This is a genomic window from Kribbella amoyensis (assembly GCF_007828865.1).
In the GTDB taxonomy this organism is placed as follows: domain Bacteria; phylum Actinomycetota; class Actinomycetes; order Propionibacteriales; family Kribbellaceae; genus Kribbella; species Kribbella amoyensis.
On the sequence record NZ_VIVK01000001.1, the window covers coordinates 6377511 to 6403044 of the forward strand.

Below are 25534 nucleotides of genomic sequence, written 5' to 3' on the forward strand. Positions count from 1 at the left end.
ATCAGGCCGCCGCCGGCGCTTCCGCGGCGGGCAGGTCGACGCGTTCGACCGTGCTCCGCGAAGCCACGTAGAAGCCGAGCAGGCGGATGCCCAGCACCCGGCAGACCTGCACCGAGGCCTCGAGCCACGCGGCGTCGGACGCGGTGATCCCCATTGGGCCGACCCGCGCCAGGGCCAGGATGAGGGCGCCTTCCGGGTAGACGCTCAGCGGGTCCACGACCGGCTTCAGCGCCTCGGTCATGCCGCGCGGGTCGAGGTCCGGGGACAGCTCGGACAGGTCGACGGCGATGGCGCCGCGGAAGCGTTCCTCCTCGTCACAGATCACCACCATCAGGCTGCCGCGCCGGCGGTCGCCGACGGTGCAGTACAGGTCGATCACATCGGCAGCGAGCACGGGATCGGACAGCGGCTGCCGGCGCCAGTCCTTGGGGAGTCGAGTGAAGGTCATGCCTAGAACATGCCGTCGAAAGCCACCCCGATCGGCCCTGTCCACAGGCCGAAGTGGCCCAAATTTCTGCACCGAAAGTGGACCGCATCCATGGGCCGAACCGGCCCTAGCTTGGAACCATGACCAGCACAGCGACCGACCGCAGCCTCTCCAAGGACCGCGCCGGCAAGCTCCTGCCGCCACCCGGAGCACCCCGCGACCTCGCGTTCGCCCAGCTCGCGAACTCGGTCGGCGACGGAGCGTTCATCGTCACCTCGGCGCTGTTCTTCACCCGCGTCGTCGGCCTCTCCACAGCGCAGGTCGGCCTCGGCCTGACGATCGCCTGGCTGATCGGCTTCCTGACCGGCGTCCCACTGGGTCACCTGGCTGACCGGAAGGGCCCGCGGGTCGTCGCGATCCTGCTGGCATTGTCGACCGCGTTCTCGGTCGCGTCCTTCCTCTTCATCCGCAGCTTCCCGCTCTTCCTCGTCGCCGCGATCGCGTACGCCAGCAGCCAGACCGGCCTCACCGCCGCGCGTCAGGCGCTGCTCGCCGGCCTGGTCGAGCCGGCCGAACGGACCAGGATCCGCGCGTTCCTCCAGGCCACGGCGAACGCCGGTCTCGCCGTAGGTGCGACCCTCGGCGGACTGGCCCTGAGCGTCGACACCAGCGCCGCGTACCTGACCGTGTTCGCGATCGACGCGGCAAGCTTCCTGGTCGCGGCCGCGCTTATCCACCGCGTTCCCTCGGTCGCCCGAGTCACTCTGCGCGTCGCCGGTCAGCCCCGATTGGCCGTACTCCGCGACCGCCCGTACGCCGTCCTCACGCTACTCAACGCGGTGATGCTGCTCTTCATGCCGCTGCTGAGCCTGGTCGCGCCGCTGTGGATCGTGGAGCGCACCAACGCACCCGAGTGGGTGGTGGCGTCGCTGCTGGTCGTGAACACGCTCGGCGTCACGCTCTTCCAGGTCCGGATCGCGCGCAGCGTCACGAACCTGCGGACCGCGACCCGCTCGGTCCGGTTCGCAGGGATCGCAATGCTCGCCGCGTGCGCCGTCTTCGCCTTGTCCGCAAGGGATTCGAGCCCGATCGTCGCCGCCGTCGTCCTGGTCGGCGCCGCCGCGCTGCTCACGTTCGGCGAGATGAAGCTGGCGTCCGGGGCCTGGGAGATCAGCTTCGGTCTGGCGCCGGCCGAGCAGCAGGGCCAGTACCAGGGGTTCTTCGGCACCGGTCCCGCGATCGCCCGGATGGTGGGTCCGGCGATGCTCACGACGCTGGTCCTCGGCTGGGGCCCGATCGGCTGGATCGTCCTCGGTGCGGTGTTCCTGGGGACCAGTTGCGCGACTGGTCCCGCCGTACGATGGGCAGCGCGGTCGAGGTCCGCCGGCCAGGTGGTCCAGCCGTCGCTGGTAGAGGAGTGCGCCGCCTGATGGAGATTTCCGGACTGGTCGAGATCACCACCTACGACGAGTTGCGCGAGGTCGTCCCCGAGCCGCTCGCGCATGCGGCCGACAAGACCCGCAAGGAGCTGCACGAGCTGGACAAGCAGTGGCTCGCCGCCTCCCCCTTCTGCCTGATCTCGACCTCGGCCGCGGACGGTTCCTGCGACGTCTCTCCCAAGGGCGACCCGGCCGGCTTCACGCTGGTGCTCGACGACTCCACGATCGCGATCCCCGAACGCGCCGGGAACCGCCGGGTCGACGGCTTCACCAACATCGTCAGCAATCCGCACGTCGGGCTGATCTACCTGATCCCCGGCCGGGGTGACACCTTGCGGATCAACGGCCGGGCCCGGATCGTCAAGGACGCGCCGTTCTTCGACGAGATGATCGTCAAGGGCAACCGGCCGCAGCTCGCCCTGCTGGTGGAGATCGAGGAGATCTTCCACCACTGCTCCAAGGCGTTCCTGCGATCGAAGGTGTGGCAGCCGGAGACCTGGGAGCTGGACGCGGTGCCGAGCCGGGCCAAGATCGCCAAGGCGCTGGACCGGCCGAACGACGACCTGGCCGAGCTGGAGACGTACTACGGCCCGAACTACGAGGCCGGGATCTACAACGTCAAGTACTGAGGTACGGGGTCAGGCCCGCGGTGTACCTCGCAAGGAGCATCGCGAAGTACTCCGTACGGTCGATGACACCGGAACCCCTCGACCTCTACCGTTCCTAGGGTGAGCACGACCGAACCGACCCCGACCCTCGGGTCCCACCTCCAGCGGGCCGCCCTGCCCACGGTGGTCTCCATCGTCTCCGTGGTCGGGTCCATCGGCGCGTCGCAGAACCAGGACGACCGCCGCCCCGCCGACTGGTTCATGGTGGTGCTGCTGCTGATCGGTTCGGTCTCGCTGTACTGGCTGCGGACCCGGCCGGTCGCGGTGCTGTGGGCAACAGCCTTGTCGACGCTCACCTACATGCTGATGCAGTACCCGTACGGCCCGGTGATCTTCACCTTCGTGATCGCCGTGTTCTCCACGATCCGGGCCGGGCACCGGGTGGCGGGCTGGGCCGCGATCGCCGCGCTGTACCTCGGGCACGTCCTCGGCCGGCTCATCCTGGGGATCAACGAGCAGGGCGTGTACCAGGTGCTGCTGCTCGGCACGTGTTTCGTGGTGCTCGGCTTCCTCGCCGAGTTGTTCCGCGGGCACCGTGATCGGGTCGCCGCGGCCAACCAGACCCGGCGGGAGGAAGAGCTCCGCAGAGCCGGTGAGGAGCGGCTACGGATCGCGCAGGAGCTCCATGACGTGGTCGCGCACCACATCTCGCTCATCAACGTGCAGGCCTCGACCGCGCTGCACCTCGTAGATCGGCAGCCCGAGCAAGCCGGGCCGGCGCTGTCCGCGATCAAGGACGCGAGCAAGGAGGCGCTGGTCGAGCTGCGGTCGATCGTGGGCATCCTGCGGCAGACGGACGAGTCAGCGCCACGTCAGCCGGTGGCCGGGCTGGAGCGGCTCGAGCATCTGGTCACCCGCACCTCGCGCGCCGGGTTGGAGGTGCACACGATCGTGCACGGCGATCCGCGGCCGCTGCCGACCGGGCTGGACCGGGCCGCGTTCCGGATCATCCAGGAGTCACTGACCAACATCGTCCGGCACGCGAAGGCGACCGCGGCCACCGTGCGGATCCAGTACGGCGAGGAGACGCTGGTGCTGCAGGTGGACGACGACGGCAGCTCGCTCACCGGTCCACCGGACGAGGGCAACGGCATCATCGGCATGCGTGAGCGTGCCACCGCACTCGGCGGCACGCTCACCGCGAACCGGACACCGACAGGAGGCCTGCGGATCGTGGCCCAGCTACCGCTGTAAGGATCAGGGCAGGCGGACGTGGGACGGGTTGAGCTCCTCGACCGTGGAGACACCGAGCAGCGCCATCGTCCGGCGGACCTCCTTGGTGAGGATCTCGGCCGCCTTCGCGACACCGCGCTGCCCACCCGCCATCAGACCGTACAGGTACGCCCGGCCGACCAGGCAGGCATCAGCGCCGAGAGCGATGGAGGCGACCACGTCGGCACCGCTCATGATGCCCGTGTCGAGGTAGATCTCCGCATCCGTGCCGATCGCCTTGCGGACGTCCGGGAGGATCCGCAACGGAGTGGGCGCCCGGTCGAGCTGACGGCCACCGTGATTCGACAGGACGATCGCGTCCGCACCCGCATCGACCACGCGCCGGGCGTCGTCGACGGTCTGGATGCCCTTGACGATCAACGGGCCGTCCCAGATCGACCGCAGCCAGTTCAGGTCGTCGATCGTCATCGTCGGGTCGAACAGCTTGTCCAGCAGCTCGGCCACGGTGCCGTCCCAGGTCGACAGCGAGGCAAAGGTCAACGGTCGGGTGGTGAGCAGGTTCGCCCACCAGGCCGGGTGCATCGACGCGTCCAGCACCGTCTTCGCAGTGAGCGACGGCGGGATCGTGAAGCCGTTCCGCACGTCCCGCAGGCGGGCGCCGGCGACCGGGACGTCCACGGTCAGCATCAGCGCCTCGTACCCCGCAGCGGCGGACCGCTTGACCAGGTCCTCCCCCGCGTCGCGGTCCTTCCACACGTACAGCTGGAACCACTTCCGCGCGTCCGGGGCGGCGAGCGCGACGTCCTCGATCGAGGTGGTGCCCATGGTGGAGAGCGCGTACGGGATGCCGAGCTGCTCGGCGACCTGGACGACAGCGCTCTCGCCCTCGTGGTTCATCATCCGGGTGAAGCCGGTCGGCGCGAACGCGAACGGCAGCTCGGAGCGCTTGCCGAGGATGTCGGTGCCGAGGTCGAGCTCGGACACGTTCCGCAGGATCGACGGCTGCAGCTCCATCTCGGCGAACAACCGGCGCGCGCGACGCAGGCTGATCTCGGCCTCGGCCGCGCCGTCGGTGTAGTCGAACACCGACCGCGGTGTCCGGCGCCGGGCGATCGCGCGCAGGTCGGCGATGGTGAGCGCCTTGTCCAGCCGGCGCTCCGTCGGGTTCAGCGTCACCGGCTTCGGTCGCAGCAGCGGCTTGAGCTCGGACCAGCGCGGCATCTGGCGATCGGTCATCGGAAGCATCCTCGGAACGGGGCGTCGGTGTGGTCGGACCACAGCATAGCCTGTGGTCCGACCACACAGCTACACTCACCGCTGTGAAGAACTACGAGCTGGTCCTGCGCCGGGTCGAGGCCGATCTCGCGGCGGGCCGGCTGCGGTTGGGCGAGCGCCTGCCGGGCGAGCGCACCCTGGCCGAACAGCTCGCGATCAGCCGGCCGTCGGTCCGCGAGGCGGTGCGGGTGCTCGAGGCGATGGGCGTGGTGCGGACCGCGACCGGCTCGGGACCGGAGGCGGGCGCGGTCATCGTCGCCGAACCGGCGTCCCCGCTGACCGCCCTGCTGCGGCTGCACCTGGCGACGAACCACCTGCCGATGGGCGACATCGTCCAGACCCGTGTCCTGCTGGAGTCCTGGGCCGCCCACCAGGCCGCGACCCGGTACCTCAGCGACGACGTCGAGTTCAAGGAGCTGGTCGCGTCCGCCGAGGGCCTGCTGGATCGGATGGACGATCCCGGATTGTCGCCGGAGGACTTCCACCTCCTCGACGCCGAGTTCCACGTCGCGTTGTCAGGGCTGGCGGGGAACGTCCTGATCGCCGCGGTGATGTCGTCGTTGCGGTCGGCCATCCACGGGTACGTCCTGGCCGCCGTGCCGAACCTGCCCGACTGGGACGCGACCGTGGTGGGGCTGCGCACGGAACACCGCGGCATTCTCGCCGCGATCCGCGCGGGCTCGGCCGATGACGCCGCCCGCTTGATCACTGAGCACATCGAGGGCTTCTACCGAGCCGCACGCCTTTCCACACCGAGCTGAACCGACCCCGAACCGAGCTGGTCAGGTGGTGGCCGTCCCCGCGATGAAGGGTGACGAGAGCTGCCGGCGAAGACCCTGAAACCGCTCCAGCTCGACCGTACGGAAGCCGGCCTCCTCGATGGTGCGATCGGTTGCCCGGGTCGGGTTGCAGCCGCGGTCGAAGCGCCGGGTCAACGGCGAGAGCACCCGTTGCAACCGCCGCAACCCCGTCCCTTCCGGCGCGCCGATATGTTCCACGAAGACGAAGCGGCCGCCCGGCCGGAGCACCCGCCGTACCTCGGCGAGGACGGCTTCCGGATCGGTGACCGAACAGAGCACGACGGTACACAGCACCGCGTCGACGCTTGCTGTGGGCAACGGGATGTGTTCGGCCGGAGCGTCGAGGACACGGTGGGTCCGGACCTGGCCGGCCGCCGTCCGGGCGAGGATGCGACGGCTGGCGTCGTGCGGTTCGAGGCCGATCCAGTCGATGTCCGGCGCGAGGTACCCGAAGTTGGCGCCGCGGCCCGCGCCGAGCTCCAGCACGGTGCCGCTCAGACCCCTGATCAGATTCCGCTTCACGGCCAGGTAGTCCGCCCAGCTGGTCAAGCGGCGTGGCTCCTGGACCATGAGCACTCCCCCTCTCGCCGGCTCGACCTGGTGGTGGACCGGGCGCGCCTGGGACGCGGCATCGAGATCACCGGTTTCCGAGCCTAGTGCCGCGCGGCACTAGTCGCAGCGGACCGGGGACGAGGTCCGCCGGAGGCCGAGGATGACGACCGCGCCCACGATGACGTGCAGGGCGGCGAGGCCGAGCTTCGAGCCGGCGCCGATTCCGCTGTTCAGTGGGCTGCCGAGCGACGTGGTGCAGACGATCGCCGCGACGACCGTCCAGGTGTCACGAGGGTTGCGCTTGCCGCGGCGTTCGAGGAGGGCGAGGAGACCCCAGCCCAGGAAGGCCATCGCCAGCGAGGCGAACCCGACCGAGACGGCGCCGACCTCGATCGTGCCGCCCTGCTGCGCCTTCAGGTCGATCCCAGCGACCTGGGTGAGCACAACCCAGAGCGCTTCGGCGGCCACGGCGGTCGCGCCGACGACGGCCAGCCGGCTTCGGCCGGGAACGCGGTGCGGGTTGCTGGTCCGAGTGTTCTGCTCGACGGTACTCACGGCATCTACCTCCGGGTGCGGGCTCGGATCCTCGGTGCGAGATCCGGTGGCTTGGTGCGACCAAGCTTCGCGAGCAGGCACGGTCCGGGGCATCGGCCGCGCGGCTGCAGCGCCCTCGCCCGAAGTCGGCAGACCCTCGACTTTGGTCGGTGGTGACGGATCACCGACCGGTTCTAGGCTCGGTGGCATGGATGACCTCTGCGCCCGGAGGGCCCGCTCCCGGCGGGCCGATCTCGTGGCCATGACCGCGATCGGCATCGTCTCCGCGGCCACGATCGTCGGGCGGCACGTCAACGGCGAGAGCAGCTGGTTGCTCGTCCTCGACATCGCGGTCGGGCTGGCCGCGGTCGGCCTGATCCCGTTTCTCGGCGCGCGCCCGGTCCACGGCGCCGTCGCGCTGGGAGTACTCGCCGCGCTCTCCCCGGCCGCCACCCCGCCCTCGAACGTCGGCACCCTGACCATCGCGCACCGGCGGCCGTTGCGGATCGCCCTGTTCGGGACGTCGGCCGCCGTCCTCGGCCACTTCGTCCAGAACCTCTGGCGGCCGATCCAGGGGCTCGACCTGCTCTGGTTCGTCGTGCTCGACGTCGCGGTCCACGCTGCCCTGCTCGGCTGGGGCCAGTGGAATCAGGCAAGGCAGGCGCTGCTCGATTCGCTCCGAGAGCGTGCGCTCCGGGCCGAGAACGAGCAAGGCCGCCGGGTCGCCGAGGCGCGGGCGTTGGAGCGGACCAAGATGGCCCGCGAGATGCACGACGTACTGGCGCACCGCCTCTCCCTGCTCGCCACGTACGCGGGCGCGCTGGAGTACCGGCCGGACTCGTCGCCGGAGAAGCTCGCGAAGGCCGCGGGCGTGATTCGTGGCGGGGTGCACCAGGCCCTGGACGAACTGCGCGAGGTGATCGGCGTCCTCCGGGACGGCGAGATCGACGAGCTGCCGAGCGGCCGGCCGCAGCCGACGTTCGCGGACCTCTCCTCGCTGGTGACCGAGTCCCGCGACGCCGGCACGGTGATCCGGTACGACCAGGTGGTGAGCGCGGCAGAGTCGTTGCCACCAGCAACGGGGCGGACGGCGTACCGGGTGGTGCAGGAAGGGCTCACCAACGCCCGCAAGCACGCGGCCGGGCGACCGGTCACCCTCAAGGTGCAGGGCGAACCCGGGACCGGGCTGCAGATCGTGCTCACGAATCCCGGCGGGGACGGGGTCCCGCTGACCCCCGGGAGCGGGACCGGGCTCGTCGGCCTGACCGAGCGGGTCCAGCTGGCCGGTGGGACGCTCGACCACGGACAGGGAGGCGATGGCGAGTTCCGGCTGCGGGCCTCGCTACCGTGGCCCGCATGAGCGAAACCGAGAGCATCCGGGTCCTCGTGGTCGACGACGACGCACTGGTCCGGGCCAGCCTGGAGATGATGCTCGACGGCGCGCACGGGATCGCGGTGGTCGGCCAGGCCGCCGACGGGGACGAGGTACCGGCCGCGGTGGACGCGCACTTCCCCGACCTGGTGCTGATGGATCTGCGGATGCCGCGCGTCGACGGGATCACCGCGACGCGGCGGTTGCGAGCCCGGAAGAACCCGCCCGAGATCGTCGTCCTCACCACGTTCGACACCGACGAGAACGTGCTGCACGCGTTGCGGGCCGGGGCCAGCGGGTTCCTGCTGAAGGACACGCCGCCGGCGCAGATCGTCGAGGCGGTCCGGCGGGTCGCGTCCGGTGATCCGATCCTGTCGCCGGCGATCACGCGGCGACTGATGGACCGGGCCGCCACGCAGGCGGACGCCCACACGAAGGCCCAGGACGCGCTGTCCCGGCTCAGCCCGCGGGAGTACGACGTGATGCTGGCCGTCGCCCAGGGCAAGGCGAACGCCGACATCGCCACCGAGCTGTACATGAGCGTCGCCACGGTCAAGGCGCACATCTCGCACATCCTCACCAAGCTCGAACTCGGCAACCGGACCCAGATCGCGCTGCTCGCCCACGACGCCGGGCTGGCCTGACCACAGGTCGATGGCCAAGGTTCGATGACGGCGCCATTGACCGCGGCATGGCTTAGCGTTGGCGCATGATTCGGGTGTTGCTGGCCGACGACCAGGCGCTGGTACGCGCGGGCTTCCGTTCCCTGCTGAACGCCGAGGACGACATCACCGTGATCGGCGAGGTGTCCGACGGGGCCGAGGCGGTCGAGGTCGCGCGGGCGGAGAAACCGGACGTCGTGCTGATGGACATCCGGATGCCCGGCACCGACGGGCTGGAGGCAACCCGCCAGATCGGGGCCGACGAGACGCTCTGCGACGTGCACGTGGTGATCCTGACGACGTTCGACCTGGACGAGTACGTGTTCGAGGCGTTGCGGGTCGGGGCGAGCGGGTTCCTGGTCAAGGACACCGAGCCGGTGGAACTGCTGCAGGCCGTCCGCGTGGTGGCCCGGGGTGACGCGCTGTTGTCGCCCGGGGTGACGCGGCGGCTGGTGGCCGAGTTCGCGTCCCGGAGCCGGCAGCCGCATGCGAGCAAGGAGCTCGACGTGCTGACGGACCGGGAGAAGGAGATCGTCGCGCTCGTCGGCGAAGGCCTGTCGAACGACGAGATCGCCGAGCGGCTGGTGCTCAGCCCGGCGACCGCGAAGACGCACGTCAGCCGCGCGATGGTGAAGCTCGGCGTCCGCGACCGCGCCCAGCTCGTCGTGGTCGCGTACCAGACCGGCCTCGTCCGCCCGGGCTGGCTGGGCTGACCTCGGGCCATCCGGCGTACTCCCCCGGCGGTAGCTGAGGTCACTCCCCCGAGCCGACGCGACGGAGCGTGCCCGGACGGCACTGTCGGGGTATGACCAAGACAGCGGAGCCTCTGGTGCGGGTCACCGGGCTGACCAAGCAATACGGCGACACCCTCGCGGTCGACGGCGTCGATCTGACGGTGCGACCGGGTGAGGTGTACGGATTCCTCGGGCCGAACGGCGCCGGGAAGACCACGACCCTGCGGATCCTGACCGGCCTGATCTCGCCGACCAGCGGAACCGTCCGGGTCCTCGGCGGTGCGCCGGGACAGGCCCAGGTGCTCGCGCGGACCGGGTCGATGATCGAGTCGCCCGCGTTCTACCCGTACCTGTCCGGCCTCGACAACCTCCGGCTGCTCGCCGAGTACGCCGCGGTGCCGCGGCGCCGGATCGAGGAGGTGCTCACCCTCGTCGATCTCGCGGACCGCGCCAAGGACCGGTTCTCGACGTACTCCCTCGGGATGAAGCAGCGGCTCGGCGTGGCGGCCGCGTTGCTCAAGGATCCGGAGCTGGTGATCCTCGACGAGCCGACGAACGGGCTGGACCCGGCCGGGATGCGCGACATGCGGCAACTGATCCGCGAGCTCGGCACCGAAGGCCGGACCGTGGTGCTGTCGAGCCACCTGCTCGGCGAGGTCCAGCAGATCTGCGACCGGGTCGGCATCATCAGCGCCGGCCGGATGGTCGCCGAGCACGATGTCGACGACCTCCGCAACGACCGCGAACTGGTGATCCAGGCCAGGCCCCTGGACCGCGCGCATTCCGTCCTCCGGGGTGCCAGGCGGTCAGGTTCGGCGGGTCGACGACGACGCCGCGGTCCACGTCGATCGGGCCGGGCGCCGCGATGCCCACACCGACCACGCGCTGCCGGGGTGCGCCCGCCTCCTCGATGACCTCTTCGACCGTCGCGGCGATCCCCGCGATCAGCTCGTCGGGATCGTCCGAGGCCGGCGTCTCACCGCTGCGCCGGGCGACCACCTCGCCGGTCAGGTCGAGCACGACCACGGTGACGACGGCGGGGTCCAGGTGCACGCCCACGGCGTACTGGCCGGTGGGTTCGAGCTCGAGCAGGGTGCGCGGCTTGCCGATCCCGGTGCCCTTCTGCCGGCCGGCCTCGCGGACCAGGCCGGCGTCGAGCAGGCGGCGGGTGATGTTGGAGATCGCCTGGCCGGACAGGCCGGTCGCGGCCGCCAGCTCGACCCGGCTCAGCCGCTGGTCGGCCCGCCGGATCGCGTCCAGTACGACGGTGTCGTTGAACCCGCCGACGCGGTCGAGGTTGGTCCCCCGGCGCACGACGGCAGGCCGCTGCTCCGTGCTCACCGCTCCCCCTGTCCTGGCTTCACGGTCACTCAGCCCGCGGCCGGATCCGCGCCCCACGGCAGCGACCAGTCGTAGTGGACGGTGCCGCTCGTGGTCCGCCAGTCGGTCGGCGTGGTGTTCACCAGCCAGTCGAGCGGCTCGATCGTGTCACCCCCACTGAGTGCCAACCGTATCCCGTCGCCGAGGTCCTGATCGGTCTGCTCGGTCCGGGCGGCCGGGTCCACGGACACGAAGAGCGCGCTTCCTGAACGGGCCACCAGGTCGAGGAACTTGCGGTTCAGCTCCCACGGCGTCTGCGGCGTACAGGCTACGCAGTCGGCGTCCAGGGTGAAGAACCGCTGGTGCTGCGGCAGCCGGAACGCGAGCGAGTTGACGCCCATCTTCCGGGTCCGCTCCCAGTCCCGGCCGGAGGTGTCGTCACCGGTCCGCTGCACGTCGACCAGGCCGGCCGCGAGGTGGCCGACGGTGTTGCACCCGATCAGGACCAGGCCGTCGCCCGCCGCCCGGATCTCCCGGTAGAGGTCGAGCACGATCTCGGCCGTCGTCCGGGCCGGATCGTGGAACTGCCAGCCTCCACCGGTCAGCCGGGCCCCCATCGCCGGACCGAACCGGCCGAACAGGTCGTAGCTGCTGAAGTCATGCTTGACCAGTTCGAACCCCCAGTCGCGGAACCGGGCCAGATCCGCCCGGACCAGGTCCAGCACCTCGGGGTACGTCGGGTCGAGGGCACGCCCGGGTCCGTCCGCACGACCGGCCCGGCCCCACGGACCACTCTCGCGGGACAGCAACGGGCGGAACCACAGACCAGGACGGGCACCGAGCTCCTTGATCGCGGCGGCGGTCCCGGCCAGGTCGTCGAAGAGTCCGGGGATGCCGCTGTCCCACGGGCCACCGGAGCCGTTGCCGCCCGGGTTCCAGCCGTCGTCGACGACGCTGAACGGCTTGACCGGATGCCCGTCGGCCAGCTCGACGATCGTGGCCGCGTCCTGGAGGACGGCCTTCTCGTCGAAGTTCTCGCCGTACGCGTAGTACCAGTTGTTCGCGCCGACCACCGGAGTCGGATCCGGACGCGACGAAAGGCGCGAGCTCATCGCCTCGACGGCGGCGTTCAGCGTCAGCCACGGCGTCCCGGCGTCCTCGAACTGCCGGACGACGGCCGCGGTCAGGGTGCGCCCGCCCAACCGGGTCGGGCCGCCGCCGTTGCGCAGGTCGAGCCAGAGCGTGATGCCGTCGGGGTCGACGGTCCAGGAGCAGAACGCGCTCGGCTGGACGTCCACGCCCATCCCGGTCGTGGTCCCACTCGCGCGGTCGTGGGCGAGGAAATACCACGGGAGGAAGCGATCGGGTTGCAGGTGACGCCACTGCAGATCGCCGTACGACCGCTCCCACGCGTCGCCGAGGACGAGGGTCTCCGGGGAGACCCGCTCGTCCCAGCGCACCGCGACCCGGGAGACGTCGCCGGCCGCACCGACACCGATCTCACCATCGGCCGACCAGGTGACCTCGACGCCGGCCGTGGTCCAGCGGTGACCGGCGGGGACGGCCGGGACCAGGCGGTCGGCGGGACCGGCCTGGACGAAGACCTTGCTGGGCTCTCTCACGCGGACTCTCCTCCACCTGGCCGTCCTGCGCTGCCTGCACCGAGGGCGGGACGAACCGGCGCTCGGGCGACGAGGACGATTTACCCCACAGACTTTAGTTATTGCTTCGAAGCAGGGTCAAGATGCTTTGACGGACCGCCGCGCGCTGCGATAGACAAAGGTCCGACCGTTGATGGTAAACGCTTCCCCCGCCTGGAGGACCCATGCCCCCGTACCGCGTCGCGATCGTCGGGGCCGGCGGCATCGCCTCGGCCCACGCCAACGCCCTGACCGGTGCCCGGGATTCCGCCGGTGGCGCCCGGGCCGAGCTGGTCGCCGCGGTCGACGTGGACCTGGCCCGGGCGAAGGAGTTCGCCGAGACCTGGTCGATGCCGCTGGCCACCACGAGCCTGGCCGAGGCGCTCGCGGCCGGCGAGGGGATCGACCTGGTCCACATCTGCACGCCACCCGGGAGCCACGTCGCCCTGGCGAAGGAAGCCCTGGCCGCCGGCGCGACCGCGGTGGTGGAGAAGCCGCTGGCCGTGTCGCTCGCGGCGGTGGACGAGTTGCTCGCGGCCGAAGCGGACTCCCCCGGGTTCGTGGCGGTGGTCTCGCAGCACCGATTCGGGTCGGGCGCACGCCGGTTGCGCGGCATCGTCGAGTCGGAGGCGTTCGGGCGGCCGTTGATCGCGACCTGCCACACCCAGTGGTACCGGGACGCGGCGTACTTCGCGGTGCCGTGGCGCGGGTCGTTCGAGATCGAGGGCGGCGGGCCGACGATGGGTCACGGCATCCACCAGATGGACCTGCTGCTGGCGACGCTCGGCGAGTGGTCCGAGGTGACCGCGATCGCGGCCCGGACGTCCCGCGACACCGGGACCGAGGACGTGTCGATGGCGCTGGTCCGCTTCGGGTCCGGGGTGCTCGCGAGCGTCGTGAACTCGGTCGTCTCCCCGCGCGAGACCTCGACGCTGCGGTTCGACTTCGAGCACGCGACCGTCGAGCTCGAGCACCTGTACGGGTACTCGGACGACGATTTCACCGTGACGGCCGCGCCCGGGTTCGAGGACGAGGTCGCGGCCACCTGGGCCGAAGGACCGAGCGGTCAGCCGAGTGGCCACAGTCCGCAGGTGAGCGCCGCCCTGGACGCGCTGGACTCCGGCCAGGCGCCGCCGGTGACGCTGGCGGCGGCCCGGGTGACGTTGGAGCTGGTGGCCGCGATCTACAAGTCCGCGTTCACGGCTCGGCCGGTCCGCCGGGGCGAGATCACCGCCGACGACCCGTTCTGGGCCCGGATGGACGGCACCGGGGTGCCGTGGGCGGTCAGGAGCTGAGGTCCTGGACCGCCTCGACCAGGCGGTCCACGTCGGCCTGGTTCGTGTACGGGGCGAGCCCGGCGCGGACGGCCCCGGTGTCGCCCAGACCGAGGTGCCGTGACGGCTCGATCGCGTAGAAGGCGCCGGCCGGTGCGTTGATGCCACGCTCGGCGAGTTTCGCGGCGACCTCGGCGGACTCGTACCCGGCGACGGAGAACAACAGGGTCGGCGTCCGGTGCCGCGCGTGGCCGTAGAGGGTGACCGCGTCGATCGCGGCGAGCCGTGATTCGAGGTCGGCGCGCAGCACGTCCTCGTACGCCTCCAGCAGCTCGAGCGAACTCCGCAACCGCGCTCTCGTGGTGTCCCCGTCGCCCCCGAGTCCGGCGATGAACTCGACGGCCGCGGTCGTCCCGGCGAGGAGTTCGTACGGGAGGGTGCCGAGCTCGAAGCGTTCCGGGACGACGTCGGTCGACGGGAGGAGCTTGTCCGGCCGAAGGGTCTCCAGCAACGCCGGCGCGGCAGCGAGTACGCCGCAGTGCGGGCCGAAGAACTTGTACGGCGAGCAGAGGTAGAAGTCGCCGACCGTGGCGTCGACCGGCGCGTGGGCGGTGAGGTGGACGCCGTCGACATAGAAGAGCGCGCCGGCATCGCGGACGAGCGGGGCGAGACTCTCCAGGTCGGGCCGGGTGCCGAGCAGGTTGGAGGCGGCGGTCACGGCGACGAGCCTCGTCCGGTCGGACAGCAGCGGGGCCAGGTCGTCGAGCTCGGAGGTCTCCGGGTCGAACCCGAGCCGGCGAACCGTCGCGCCGGTGGCCTCGGCGGCCTGGACCCACGGGCGGACGTTCGCGTCGTGGTCGAGCCGGGTGACGACGACCTCGTCGCCCGGGCGCCAGGTCTTGGCAAGGGTGCGGGCGAAGTCGTACGTCAGTTGGGTCATGCTGCGGCCGAAGACGATGCCGCGGGGATCCGCGCCGAGCAGGTCCGCCATCGCCTGGCGGGCGGTCAGCACGATCTCGTCCGCCAGGCGCTCGGCCGGGGTGAGCCGGCCCCGGTTCGCGAGCGCCGACACCATCGTCCGGGCCACCGTGTCGGCGACCACCTGCGGCGTCTGCGAGCCACCGGGCCCGTCGAAATGCGCCGCACCCTCCGCCAGTCCCGGGAACTGCTTCCGGACGGCCTCGACCTCGAATGTACCCATGCCGGTCATCCTCTCCCACCGGTCCGACAGCAGACAGAGGCCGGTCCGGATTCGGATATCGGGACGCGAAATGTCGGGATCGTGGTGCAGGATGTCAGGAGTGAGCACACTGACGACTCCTGACAGGCCCCCGGTCCGGGCCTGGCTTCCCACCATGCTGACCCTGGCCGCGATCTGGGGCTGCTCGTTCCTGTTCATCTCGGTCGGGGTGCGGGAACTGCATCCGATGTACCTCGCCCTCGGCCGCGTCCTCTGCGGGTCGCTCGCGCTGCTGGTGATCCTGGCGATCAAGCGGGAGTCGTTGCCCCGGGAGCCGCGGATCTGGGCGCACACGTTCGTGCTCGGCGCGATCGGTTCGGCGATCCCGTGGACCCTGTTCGGGTACGGCGAACAGCGGGTGCCGTCGTTGCTCGCCGGGATCTGGAACGGGATCACCCCGTTGATCGTGCTGCCGGTGGCGGTGCTGGTGTTCCGGACCGAGAAGTTCACCGTCCAGCGGGTGCTCGGTCTGCTGGTCGGGTTCGCCGGGATGATGGTCGTGCTCGGCGCCTGGAACCTGGAGGGCGGCGCCGACCTGACCGGCCAGCTGCTGTGCATGACGGCCGCCTTCTTCTACGGCATCGCGGTCCCGTACCAGAAGAAGTTCGTCGCCGGCAGCCAGCTCTCCGGGACCGCGCTCTCGGCGGGCCTGCTGCTCTGCGCGACGGTTCAGCTCGCCGTGGTCGCGCCGATCGTGACCGGGACGGCCCCGCCGGCGCCGTGGTCGTTGTCCGCCGAGGTGATCGGCAGCGTGGTCGCGCTGGGAGCGCTCGGCAGCGGGATCGCCTTCGTGCTCAGCCTGCGCAACATCCGGCTGATCGGCGCGAGCATGGCCTCGATGGTCACCTACCTGATGCCGATCTTCGCGATCGCCGTCGGCGTCGCGGTGCTGGACGAGCACCTCACCTGGTACCAGCCGGTCGGGGCGTTGATCGTGCTCACCGGCGTCGCGGTCTCGCAGGGGGTGCTGCGCTCGTTCCGGCTGCGACGGCCGAAAACCCCGCTACCGGTCGAGGCCACTCCGGTACCGTGAGCTGAGTGGCGCCGTGGCAGCCGGGGGGAGAAGGCCGGCCACGACGCGGTGCCGCGCTCGTCAGCAGCGCACAACACACCAGCGCTCAGCATCAGGGGGAAGCATGAACGCAAGCGCACAACCGGATACGCACAAGATGGTCGTAGTGCATCGGGTGTTCCGGCGGGAGTTCCGGATCCTGCCGGACCTGATCACGCAGGTGCCGGAGGGGGACACACAGCGGGCGAAGCTGCTCGCCGGGCACCTCGCCGACATCGTCACCGCGTTGCACCACCACCACGAGGCCGAGGACGAGCTGCTCTGGCCGCCGTTGCTGGAGCGGGCGCAACCGCACCAGGAACTGGTGCACCGGATGGAGAAGCAGCACGCGGCGCTGTCCGACGCGCTCGGCCGGATCGAGAAGCTGGGGCCGATCTGGGCCGCGACCGCGCGGAAGAACGACGGGGAGCGGCTCGCGTCGGCGCTTCGGGACGCCTCGGCGGTGCTGGACCAGCACATGGCCGAGGAGGAGGCCGAGATCCTGCCGATCGTGCGGGAGAACCTCACCGTCGCCGAGTGGGAGGCGATCGGAGAACGGGCGGCGACCCAGCTCAAGGACAAGCGTAAGCAGCTGCTCCTGCTCGGCGCCTTGCTGGAGGAGGCCACGCCTGAGGAGGAGCGGGTCTTCCTGGCTGACCTGCCGACTCCGGTCCGGGTGCTGTGGAAGATCGCGGGGCGCCGGCAGTACGCCGCGTACGCCCGTGTCGTGCGGACCGCCTGACCTACTCCCCGCCTCCGCCGTCGTCAGCCGCGGCGGAGGTTGGGGATGGCGGCGACCACCACCGCGATCAGGGCCAGCAGGGTGCCGGCGACGACGGCCGCCGTGACCTCGTTGGTCCCAGCAGGCAGGAACAGGTCGATGAAGAGGCTGGCGATCAGCTGGCCCGCGATCGTGCCGAGGCCGAGGACGAACACGCCCACCACCCGGACCACGGCGGCCGCCAGGCTGATGAAGGCGACCCCGCACGCGCCGCCGACGTACAGCCACGGTTCGGTGGGCAGCGGTCGCGGTGCGCCGCGGAACCCGAGGTCGATCAGGAACACGATCGCGAGCGCGGTGGTGCCGACCAGGAAGTTGATGACGGCCGCAGCGACCGCACCGTATGCGTCAGGCGACGCAGTACGGGCTACCCGTCCGTTGATGGCCTGCTGGACCGCGGTGCCGATACCGGCGAGGGCGGGCAGTACCGCGAGAAGCAGGCCCGACGGGTGGCTCAGCCGGTCGGACACGGCGAGCACCACCGCGACCAGGGCGACGACGGCACCGACGATGCGCAGCGGGGTGTACGGCTGAGGTCCCGCGGGGCCGAAGCCCAGCCGGTCGACCACGAGGCTGCTGACGGCCTGACCCGCAACCACGGCGACCGTGAACACGGCCACGCCGATCACCGCGACCGTGATGGACTGCGTCGCGACCAGGAACGCGCCCGCGATCCCACCGATGCACTGCCACCAGCGCAGCTCGCCGATGGCCTTCGCGGACGGCGTCCGGATCGTGCTCCATACCCGGCCGAGCGACGTCCGGATCCGCGGCACGACCGCGCAGGCGATCAGCAGCAGGACCAGGCCGGAGCCGAACGAGATCAGCGCGGCCGGGATGCCGTCCCCGAGGCGGTTGCCGAGATCGCCGTTCACGCGGGACTGGATCGCGACCAGGACGCCGATCCCGAAAGCGGCCGAGAGCCCGAGGAGCTGATGGTGCTGGGCGCTGCGGACGGGGCGGGGTGCGGTCGTGGTCACCCCTCCATCATGACCGTCGGACGGCTTGCGCCTGACATCAGGTCCGCAGTACGAACACTCACGTCCGCCGGATCAGGGCCAGGTACATCGCGTCCGTGCCGTGCAGGTGCGGCCACAGCTGCACATCCGGCCCGTCACCCAGCGACGGTACGCCGGGGAACAACGGCCGCGCGTCCTCCAGTACGGCATCACCCCGGCGGCCGAGGACGGCGTCGACCACCTCGCGCGTCTCGTGCGGATGCGGCGAGCACGTGACGTACGCGACCAGGCCGCCCGGCCGGACGGAGGTGATCGCGGATCCGAGCAGCGCCTCCTGGAGCGGACGCAGCTCGGTCACGTCCTCCGGAGTACGCCGCCACCGTGCCTCCGGTCGACGGCGCAGCGCACCGAGTCCGGTACACGGCACGTCCGCGAGGACCCGGTCGTACCACCCGGAGGGCCACGTCGGCTTCGTTCCGTCGCCCACGAGCACACGATGGTCACCCGGTACGGCGCGGAGGTTGGAGCGGACCAGCTCGGCACGGTGCTTCAGCGGCTCGACCGCGGTGAGCTCCCCCTCGCGCTCGGTCACCAGTGCAGCCAGCAACGCCGACTTACCGCCTGGTCCCGCACAGAGGTCGAGCCACTTGGTGTCGCTGCCCTCCAACGGCGCCGTGGCGAGCGCAGTCGCCACCAGCTGCGACCCCTCGTCCTGGACGCCCGCACGACCCGTGGCAACGGCACTGATCCTCCCCGGGTCTCCCCCGCCCTGCAGCACCGCCCCGTATGGCGACCAGCGGGCGCGGGTGGCTCCGGCCTCGATCAGCTCGTCCACGTCGGCCAGGCCCGGTCGCGCGACCAGAGTGACGCGTGGTGGTTCGTTGTCGGCGTCGAGCAGCTCGTCCAGGGCCTGACCGGAGCCCAGCACGTCAGCGAACGCGTCGATCACCCAGCGCGGGTGCGCCTTCGCGATCGAGAGATGACCGAGCCGGTCCTCGTCCTCAGAAGGGGCGACCGCGTCGATCCAGTGGTCGAAGGAGCGCTGGCTGATCTTGCGCAGCACCGCGTTGACCAGGCCGCTGCGCTTCTGACCGACCTCGGACCGGGTCAGGGTGACCATCTCGTTGACCGCGGCGTACGAGTCGACGCGCATCCGGAGCAGCTGGTGCGTGCCGAGCCGGAGCAGGTCGAGCAGCTCGGGATCCAGCTCGCCGAGCGGGCGGGACACGCTGCGCGCGAGGAACGCGTCGTACGTGCCCTGCCAGCGGAGCGTGCCGTGGACGAGCTCGGTGGCGAACGCGGCGTCGCGGCCACCGAGCCGCTGGTCGCGCAGGGCCTTGTTGAGGGCGAGGTTCGCGTACCCGTCGTCGCCGTTGACCTGGCGGATCACCCGGTACGCGAGCTGGCGGACCTTGTCGGGACGGCGGTGCGGGGCACGGTTGCGTGGAGAGCGGTCACTCACGACCCGGACTGCTCCCCCGCGTCGGCGACAGGACCGAGCCGGTCCTCGTCGGTGATCCGGACACCGCGGGCCCAGTCGGCCGCGAGCATCGGCTTCTTGCCCTGCGGCTGGACCGTGAGCAACCGGACCGCCTTGCTGCCGGTGCCGACCGTGACGGTGGACTTGGTGGTCCGGAGCTCGCCCGGCGCCAGCTCCTCGTCGGTCAGCTCGGTCTCCAGGACCTTCAGCCGCTCACCGCGGAACGTCGTCCACGCACCAGGTGCCGGGTTGCAGCCGCGGACGAGCCGGTCAACCCGGTGCGCCGGGGCGTGCAGATCGAGCTCGGCGTCCTCGACGTTGAGCTTCGGCGCGATCGAGATCCCGTCGGCCGGCTGCTCCCGGGCCTCGAGGACTCCGGCCGCGACACCGTCCAGGGTGTCGACCAGGAGCTTCGCACCCGACTCGGCCAGCCGGGTGAGCAGGACGCCGGCGGTGTCGTGCGGGCCGATCCGCTCGGTCAGCACCCCGAACACCGGCCCCGCGTCGAGCGCCTTGACGATGCGGAAGGTGCTCGCCCCGGTCACGTCGTCCCCGGCGATGATCGCGTGCTGCACAGGCGCGGCACCCCGCCAGGCCGGCAGGACCGAGAAGTGCAGGTTGATCCAGCCGTGCTCTGGGATGTCGAGCGCGGCCTGCGGGAGGAGCCCACCGTACGCGACCACGGGGCAGGCGTCCGGCGCGAGCTCGCGGAGCCGCTCGAGGAACTCGGGGTCACTGGGCTTGACCGGCTTGAGCACCTCCACGCCCAGCTGCTCGGCGTACTCCGCGACGGGTGACGCGACCAGCTTGCGGCCACGGCCGGCCGGTGCGTCCGGGCGGGTCACGACGGCGACCAGCTCGTGGCCGCTGGCAACGATCGCGGCGAGCGCGGTGACGGCGACCTCGGGGGTGCCGGCGAAGACGAGTCTCACAGTCCGAATCCGTTCGTCGGGTGCGGCGACACCTTGATCCGCGGCGGACCGGCCAGGCCGGACCACTCCGCCTCCCGGATCGCCTTCATCGCCAGCTTGCGGGTGTCGGTGTCCAGCCGGTCGACGAACAGCACCCCGTCCAGGTGGTCGGTCTCGTGCTGGATGCACCGGGCCAGCAGGTCGGAGCCCTCGATCACCACCGGCTCGCCGTACATGTCGAAGCCCCTGGCGACGACCTGCTCGGCGCGGCGGCAGTCGAAGGTCAGGCCGGGGATCGACAGGCAGCCCTCGGGGCCGAACTGGTCCTCGGCCGACAACGTCAGCTCCGGGTTCACCAGATGACCGAACTCGCCGTCGACGTGGTACGTGAACACCCGCAGCCCGACGCCGATCTGCGGCGCGGCCAGGCCGATCCCCGGCGCCGTCCGCATCGTGTCGGTGAGATCCGCGACCAGCCGCCGGAGCTCGGCGTCGAAGTCGACGACCGGTTCGGCCCTGGTGGTGAGGACGGGATCGCCGAACAGGCGGATGGGTTGGACCGACACACAGACTCCGAACACCGAGGCGAACCAGGACCCGCCAAGTCTAGTGCGGCGCACTAGGCCGCGACGGCCGGGACCTCACCGCCGGCCATCGATCGGGCCCGGGCCTCCCGTTTGTTGCCGCGAGCACGTACTGTGGTCTCAGGCGTACCTACAGTCACACCAGCCACACGCCCAACGGGAGACCACCATGCCCACAGCGACACGGGGGGCAGCCGCAGTGATCCTCCTGGGTGCCTTGCTCGCCCAGGCTCCGTCGGCCGCCGCATATGAACCGCGAGAACCATCCGGCCCGTACGTCCCGCCCGCCGCACCCGGCGGACCGGTCGTTCCGGCCACCACACCCAGCACCGCGCCGGACGACCAGGCCGGGCCCGAAACGGATCCGACCGCCGGCCCGACGCCGACCGTCGCGCCTGAGCCGGATCCGGCTGCGCTGCCGGCCGCGCGGTCCTGGAGCGAGGTCGCCCAGCAGGTCGCCGAGACCTCGCCCGGCGACATCTCGCTCCGGTCGGCCGACGTCGCCCAGCAGTCCACGCAGGTGATGCGCTGCTTCAAGCTGGAGGACGAGAACTACTGCCTCGGACTCGGCTTCGTCGACAAGGTGCCGAGTGGCGCTCAGCTGAGCGAGGCCGTCAGCGCGCCGGCCGTGTCCGCGCAGGACCGGGCCGCCGACGGCTCGGTGGTCGAGCAGGACATCGCGACCGGGGCGCAGAGCCCGGCCGCGTTCGTGAGCGAGCGGGCGGCGATGCCGAAGACCGCGCGCGTCAACGCGGAGCTCGAGGAGATGCAGAGCGCCTGGGACGGCCGCGACAAGGCCCGCGCCCTCCGCCTCCTCGACGACAACGGCAATCCCCCACCGGCCCAGCCGACGTCCCCGACTCCGACGCCCTCGACCCCGACGCCCTCGACCCCGACTGCCACGCCTTCGACTGGCACGCCTTCGACCGGCACGCCGTCGACGCAGTCGCGGGAGGCCGAGCCGCGGGCGGACGGGACGGTCCCGCCGCCGACCCCGCCGACCGGCAAGCCTTCCCCGCCGCCGGTGAACCCGCCGGCCGCGGTCAAGACGCTGCCCGCCTCGAAATACATCATGAAGGGCTTCCAGACCTCGCAGGAAAAGGGGTACTGGTGTGGCCCGGCGACGTTCCAGTCGATCGACTGGGCCGACGACAACCAGAAGGACACCCAGGCGTCCTGGGCCAAGGACCTCGGTGCGACCACGTCCGGTACCGCGATCTCCGCGATGGTCAAACAGACCAACCTGAAGACGAACTGGGACATCGCGGCCGGCACGTACATCGTGCAGAACGTCGGCCACTGGACCACCCAGAAGTTCTTCCAGGTGCACCAGAACCACCTCGGTGACGGCGCCCCGGCCCCGGTGATCGAGCACGTCCAGCTGCTCAAGCGGTACTTCCCGTACCTCGCGTTCAACCACAGCGGGCACTACCAGGTCGGCCGCGGGTACGACCGGAACGCGGGCACGATCGGGATCTTCGAGGTGTTCAACGAGCGCCGCTTCAACAGCCGCGGCAACGTCACCGACGGCCCGAAGAACATCCCCGCGTCGGCGCTGTTCAACGCCACCCTGGCGAACCAGTTCAAGAACATCGGCCTGTAGGCGGATGCGTCCCACCACCGCTCCGAGGACGTCCGGACTGCTCGCCGGCGCCCTCACGGTCACCCTGCTCGCCACCGCGTGCTCGGGGTCGGACTCCAGAAGTCCGTCCACCTCGCCGACGTCGCCTGCTTCCCCGACAAGCTCAGGTACGCCGACGACCCCGTCGCCCGGTTCGTCGGCGAAACCGGCGACGTGGTCGCGGATCCTGCGGCAACCCGTCGACGGTCAGCACGTGGTCACCCAGCAACGCAAGTACCTCGTCACCCGCGCCAGCGACGAGGCCGGGACCACCACGATCACCGAACGCGCGGGCGGCCGTACCGTGGTCCGGCACCTGCCGCCGGCCGGGTTCGTGGCTCAGTCGCCGGTGGTGATCGACGACCGGTGGGCCCTGGTCGAGGACATTCGCTCCGACGGGCCGAATCCGGAGATCCGCGCGTACCGGTACGACCTCGGGACCGGCCGGAGGACGGACCTCGCCTCGCAGCAGGGACTCCCCCGGATCTCCGAGCCGGAGATCGGTGCCTACAACGGGCTGTTCGCGTACAGCAGTACGGACAGCAGGCGCCGGTCCTGCCTCGTCGTCGCCGCGCTCGACACCCTCAAGGCGAGCACGGTCAGCTGCGTCGCGGACCCGGGGTACGTCGCTGATCCGGTGGTCTCGGCCGACTCGGTCACGTTCAGCGAGATCACGGCGCCGCAGACCGCGCAACGGTGCAAGCGCCTGCTGACCGCGTCGTTGTCCGGTGGACCGGCCCGCGAGATCCCGGCGAGCCGCAAGTGCCTGCAGTGGAGTGGCGCCTCGTTGCGCGGGGCAACGGTCTGGTCCGAGGTGGGCGCCGCCGACCCGGACCAGTACCAGAGCAGCGCCTACCTCCGCGAGTCACCGGACGCCGCGGCCCGGTCCCTCGGCCGCGTCGTCACCGACACGATCATTGCGTGCGGCAACTGGATCCACTGGGAGGTCCGCGCCGTCAAGAACGGCGCCGAGACGTACCAGCTGCACCGCTGGCAACCAGGGCAGCCGCGCCCCCAGATCGTCTACGCCGGCCCGCCGGACACCGCGATCACGGCTCCGGCCTGCCAGGACGACCAGGTCATCATCGAAGCCGCCCACCTCGGCGCCGGCACCAAGTACACCGAAGCGCTCGCCCTGCCTGCCACCTGACGCCGCCGGGTCAGGAGCTGATCGGGAGACCGCGCTTGTGCAGGTGAGCGCGGAGGGTGGGGGCCGAGGTGTACAGCTCGGCGTCGAGGCCGGCGGTCCGGGCCCCGTCGATGTTGTGCTGGACGTCGTCGGTGTAGAACGTGCGGGCCGGGTCGAGGTCGAAGCGCTCGATCAGGATCCGGTAGATCTTCTCGCCCGGCTTGACGGTCTGCTCACGCCCGGAGACCACCTCACCGTCGAACGTCGTCAGCACCGGGAACGCGTCCTTGGCGACCTCCCACTTCTCGTCGGAGAAGTTGGTCAGCGCGTACGTCGGGATCCCGGCCTGCTGCAGCTCGGTCAGCACGGCGACCGTGTCGTCGAACAACCCCTGCACCATCTTGAGCCAGCCCGTGTCGTACGCCTCGATCCACTCGGCGTGCTCGGGGTGGAGCGCGGACAGCTCGGCGACCGCCTCGGACCACGGGCGGCCGCGGTCCTGCTCGAGGTTCCAGGCGGACGTGGTGACCGTGGTGAGGAAGTGCCGCCTCTGCGCCTCGTCCGGGATCAGCTCGGCGTAGAGGTAGTCCGGGTTCCAGTCCAGCAGTACTCCCCCGATGTCGAAGACGACAGTGTCGACAGTCCGCTCGCTCATGGCGCAACCCTACGTGGCGGCCTCGGCGGAGGCGGTACCAGCGGCGCGAGCGTGCAATGCGGGCGCGAGGGCGAGCTGGCCCGCGAAGAGGACGACGCCGAGGACGCCGCAGGCAAGCCAGGTGGTGGTCGCGCCCAGGTGTTCGAGCGAGTTGGTGCCGACGATCGGGCCGATCACCGAGCCGAGCCCGAACGACATGCTGCCGGCCAGCCCGAGGTACCCGCCGCGCAGATCGACCGGCGCGAGATCCGCGAACACGGCGCCGATCACGGCCGCGAACCCGATCTCCCCGACGGTCCAGACGACGACGGACAGCGCATACCCCCACCAGGTGGAGACCACCGCGCCGACCCCGAAGCCCAGGCCGACGATCAGCATCGAGGTCGCGAGCAGCTTCGGCCGGTCCAGCTTCGTCAGGTACCGGCTGACGAACGGCTGGACCACGACGATGACGAGCCCGTTCAACGCGATCACCAGGCCGTACGTCGAGTTCGGCAGCCCGTCGCCGGACATCGCCAGCGGCAGCGTGGAGTAGCCCTGGAAGTAGATCGTCGCGTAGCCGATCTGGAGCAGGATCATCAGCAGGAACGTCGTGTCCCGCAACGCCACCGGCAGCAACGGCCGCCGGGACGCCTGCTCGACCACCGGGCGGGTCTCCGGGACCATCGACCAGATCACCAGCGCGGCCACGACCGAGGTCCCGGCGTTGATCCAGAACAGCAGGCCGAACCCGATGTTCGCCAGTACGCCGGCGCTGACGGTCGAGACCGAGAAGCCGAGGTTGATCGCCCAGAACAGCAGCCCGTACGCGCGGACCCGCTCCCCCGGCTGGAGCAGATCGGCGACCGTCGCCTGGACCGCGGGCCGGAACAGGTCGCCCATCAACCCGACGGTGAACGCGGCCACCCAGATCAGCTCCATCGACCGGGCCGAGCCGAGCAGGATCAGCGCGGCCGCGGTCCCGAAGAAGCCGACCAGCATCGTCCGGCGCCGCCCGACCCGGTCCGACAGCCAGCCGCCGACCAGCTGTGACACGACCGAACCGGCCCCGACCGCGGCAGCGACGGCACCCGCGGTCCCGGCGGAGAGGCCACGGCCCTGGGTGAGGTACAGGACGAGGAACGGCTGGACAAAGCTGCCGAGCCGGTTGACCAACTGGCAGACCCAGAGCGCCCAGAACGCGCGAGGAAGCCGCGAGGAGCTCTCGCGAACAGGGGTGACGACCGTCATGCGACCAGCATCCGGGCGGTGTC

The 25534-nt window shown here is 70.9% G+C and carries 25 protein-coding genes and 1 pseudogene; 13 read left to right on the forward strand and 13 right to left on the reverse strand.

Annotated elements, in window-relative coordinates:
* Position 1: 1 nt before the first annotated feature.
* Complete coding sequence (locus FB561_RS29625) at positions 2-448, reverse strand: hypothetical protein (protein WP_145812427.1); 447 nt, start codon at positions 446-448, stop codon at positions 2-4.
* 119 nt (positions 449-567) lie between these two features.
* On the opposite strand from FB561_RS29625, the gene FB561_RS29630 reads away from it, so the two are divergent.
* From FB561_RS29630 to FB561_RS29640, 3 genes are all read left to right on the forward strand, one after another.
* Positions 568-1857, forward strand: a complete 1290-nt coding sequence (locus FB561_RS29630) for an MFS transporter (RefSeq protein WP_145812429.1) — start codon at positions 568-570, stop codon at positions 1855-1857.
* Positions 1857-2495 carry a pyridoxamine 5'-phosphate oxidase family protein gene (locus FB561_RS29635; protein ID WP_145812431.1) on the forward strand — a complete coding sequence of 213 codons (639 nt, stop codon included), beginning with the start codon at positions 1857-1859 and terminating at the stop codon, positions 2493-2495. The genes FB561_RS29630 and FB561_RS29635 overlap by 1 nt, the downstream gene beginning before the upstream one ends.
* A 99-nt stretch (positions 2496-2594) precedes the next feature.
* Positions 2595-3728, forward strand: a complete 1134-nt coding sequence (locus tag FB561_RS29640) for a sensor histidine kinase (protein WP_238335121.1) — start codon at positions 2595-2597, stop codon at positions 3726-3728.
* A gap of 3 nt (positions 3729-3731) precedes the next feature.
* Here the strand turns inward: FB561_RS29640 and FB561_RS29645 are convergent, their stop codons facing one another.
* Positions 3732-4943, reverse strand: coding sequence for an alpha-hydroxy acid oxidase (locus FB561_RS29645; RefSeq protein ID WP_145812432.1), 1212 nt, complete (start codon positions 4941-4943; stop codon positions 3732-3734).
* A gap of 83 nt (positions 4944-5026) precedes the next feature.
* Between FB561_RS29645 and FB561_RS29650 the strand changes: the two genes are divergently transcribed.
* Positions 5027-5743, forward strand: a complete 717-nt coding sequence (locus FB561_RS29650) for a FadR/GntR family transcriptional regulator (protein ID WP_145812434.1) — start codon at positions 5027-5029, stop codon at positions 5741-5743.
* 21 nt (positions 5744-5764) lie between these two features.
* Here the strand turns inward: FB561_RS29650 and FB561_RS29655 are convergent, their stop codons facing one another.
* Positions 5765-6352 carry a class I SAM-dependent methyltransferase gene (locus FB561_RS29655; protein ID WP_145812436.1) on the reverse strand — a complete coding sequence of 196 codons (588 nt, stop codon included), beginning with the start codon at positions 6350-6352 and terminating at the stop codon, positions 5765-5767.
* 99 nt (positions 6353-6451) lie between these two features.
* A complete protein-coding gene (locus tag FB561_RS29660) occupies positions 6452-6889 on the reverse strand; it encodes a DUF6069 family protein (RefSeq protein ID WP_145812438.1) in 438 nt (145 codons plus the stop codon).
* Positions 6890-7076: 187 nt separating this feature from the next.
* Here FB561_RS29660 and FB561_RS29665 point away from each other — a divergent pair, with 187 nt between their 5' ends.
* The 4 genes from FB561_RS29665 to FB561_RS29680 all read left to right on the forward strand — a co-directional run bounded on the left by FB561_RS29665 (position 7077) and on the right by FB561_RS29680 (position 10550).
* Positions 7077-8228, forward strand: a complete 1152-nt coding sequence (locus FB561_RS29665) for a sensor histidine kinase (protein WP_202880777.1) — start codon at positions 7077-7079, stop codon at positions 8226-8228.
* Complete coding sequence (locus tag FB561_RS29670) at positions 8225-8884, forward strand: response regulator (RefSeq protein WP_145812439.1); 660 nt, start codon at positions 8225-8227, stop codon at positions 8882-8884. Before FB561_RS29665 ends, FB561_RS29670 begins: the two co-directional genes overlap by 4 nt.
* 65 nt (positions 8885-8949) lie before the next feature.
* Positions 8950-9615: a response regulator gene (locus FB561_RS29675; protein WP_145812441.1), complete on the forward strand. Its 666-nt coding sequence runs from the start codon at positions 8950-8952 to the stop codon at positions 9613-9615.
* A gap of 92 nt (positions 9616-9707) precedes the next feature.
* Positions 9708-10550: an ABC transporter ATP-binding protein gene (locus FB561_RS29680; RefSeq protein ID WP_145812442.1), complete on the forward strand. Its 843-nt coding sequence runs from the start codon at positions 9708-9710 to the stop codon at positions 10548-10550.
* Here FB561_RS29680 and FB561_RS29685 read toward each other — a convergent pair.
* Positions 10498-11034 (reverse strand): annotated as a pseudogene (locus tag FB561_RS29685) (winged helix-turn-helix domain-containing protein); the annotation flags it as partial. The gene FB561_RS29680 and the pseudogene FB561_RS29685 overlap by 53 nt on opposite strands.
* A complete protein-coding gene (locus FB561_RS29690) occupies positions 11007-12578 on the reverse strand; it encodes an alpha-amylase family protein (protein ID WP_145812444.1) in 1572 nt (523 codons plus the stop codon). The pseudogene FB561_RS29685 and the gene FB561_RS29690, both read right to left, overlap by 28 nt.
* A gap of 203 nt (positions 12579-12781) precedes the next feature.
* Between FB561_RS29690 and FB561_RS29695 the strand changes: the two genes are divergently transcribed.
* Positions 12782-13891, forward strand: a complete 1110-nt coding sequence (locus FB561_RS29695) for a Gfo/Idh/MocA family protein (RefSeq protein WP_145812445.1) — start codon at positions 12782-12784, stop codon at positions 13889-13891.
* Here the strand turns inward: FB561_RS29695 and FB561_RS29700 are convergent.
* Positions 13881-15071: a cysteine desulfurase-like protein gene (locus FB561_RS29700; protein ID WP_145812447.1), complete on the reverse strand. Its 1191-nt coding sequence runs from the start codon at positions 15069-15071 to the stop codon at positions 13881-13883. The genes FB561_RS29695 and FB561_RS29700 overlap by 11 nt on opposite strands.
* A gap of 91 nt (positions 15072-15162) precedes the next feature.
* Here FB561_RS29700 and FB561_RS29705 point away from each other — a divergent pair, with 91 nt between their 5' ends.
* Together FB561_RS29705 and FB561_RS29710 are read left to right on the forward strand one after the other, a co-directional pair.
* Positions 15163-16143 (forward strand): DMT family transporter, encoded by a 981-nt coding sequence (locus FB561_RS29705; RefSeq protein WP_420371350.1) that lies wholly within the window; start codon positions 15163-15165, stop codon positions 16141-16143.
* 136 nt (positions 16144-16279) lie between these two features.
* Entirely contained in the window at positions 16280-16903 is a 624-nt protein-coding gene (locus FB561_RS29710) for a hemerythrin domain-containing protein (RefSeq protein ID WP_170284806.1), read from the forward strand.
* Between the two features lie 23 nt (positions 16904-16926).
* Here the strand turns inward: FB561_RS29710 and FB561_RS29715 are convergent, their stop codons facing one another.
* Genes FB561_RS29715 through def form a run of 4 tightly spaced genes read right to left on the reverse strand, consistent with a single transcriptional unit; the run spans position 16927 to position 20858 of the window.
* The gene (locus FB561_RS29715) at positions 16927-17922 is read right to left on the reverse strand and encodes a DMT family transporter (RefSeq protein WP_145812452.1); all 996 of its coding nucleotides are present in this window, start codon (positions 17920-17922) and stop codon (positions 16927-16929) included.
* A 58-nt stretch (positions 17923-17980) separates the two neighbouring features.
* The gene (locus tag FB561_RS29720; RefSeq protein ID WP_145812454.1) at positions 17981-19363 is read right to left on the reverse strand and encodes an RsmB/NOP family class I SAM-dependent RNA methyltransferase; all 1383 of its coding nucleotides are present in this window, start codon (positions 19361-19363) and stop codon (positions 17981-17983) included.
* On the reverse strand, positions 19360-20313 hold the full coding sequence (fmt, locus tag FB561_RS29725) for a methionyl-tRNA formyltransferase (RefSeq protein ID WP_145812456.1): 954 nt from the start codon (positions 20311-20313) through the stop codon (positions 19360-19362). The genes FB561_RS29720 and fmt overlap by 4 nt, the downstream gene beginning before the upstream one ends.
* Entirely contained in the window at positions 20310-20858 is a 549-nt protein-coding gene (gene def / locus FB561_RS29730; RefSeq protein ID WP_145812459.1) for a peptide deformylase, read from the reverse strand. Before def ends, fmt begins: the two co-directional genes overlap by 4 nt.
* A gap of 217 nt (positions 20859-21075) precedes the next feature.
* Between def and FB561_RS29735 the strand changes: the two genes are divergently transcribed.
* Together FB561_RS29735 and FB561_RS29740 are read left to right on the forward strand one after the other, a co-directional pair.
* Positions 21076-22479, forward strand: coding sequence for a C39 family peptidase (locus FB561_RS29735; RefSeq protein ID WP_238335122.1), 1404 nt, complete (start codon positions 21076-21078; stop codon positions 22477-22479).
* A 4-nt stretch (positions 22480-22483) separates the two neighbouring features.
* Positions 22484-23647, forward strand: coding sequence for a hypothetical protein (locus FB561_RS29740; RefSeq protein ID WP_238335123.1), 1164 nt, complete (start codon positions 22484-22486; stop codon positions 23645-23647).
* A 10-nt stretch (positions 23648-23657) separates the two neighbouring features.
* On the opposite strand, the gene FB561_RS29745 is transcribed toward FB561_RS29740, so the two are convergent.
* Positions 23658-24281, reverse strand: coding sequence for an HAD family hydrolase (locus tag FB561_RS29745; RefSeq protein ID WP_145812462.1), 624 nt, complete (start codon positions 24279-24281; stop codon positions 23658-23660).
* 9 nt (positions 24282-24290) lie between these two features.
* Complete coding sequence (locus FB561_RS29750; RefSeq protein ID WP_145812465.1) at positions 24291-25511, reverse strand: MDR family MFS transporter; 1221 nt, start codon at positions 25509-25511, stop codon at positions 24291-24293.
* Positions 25512-25534 lie beyond the last annotated feature (23 nt).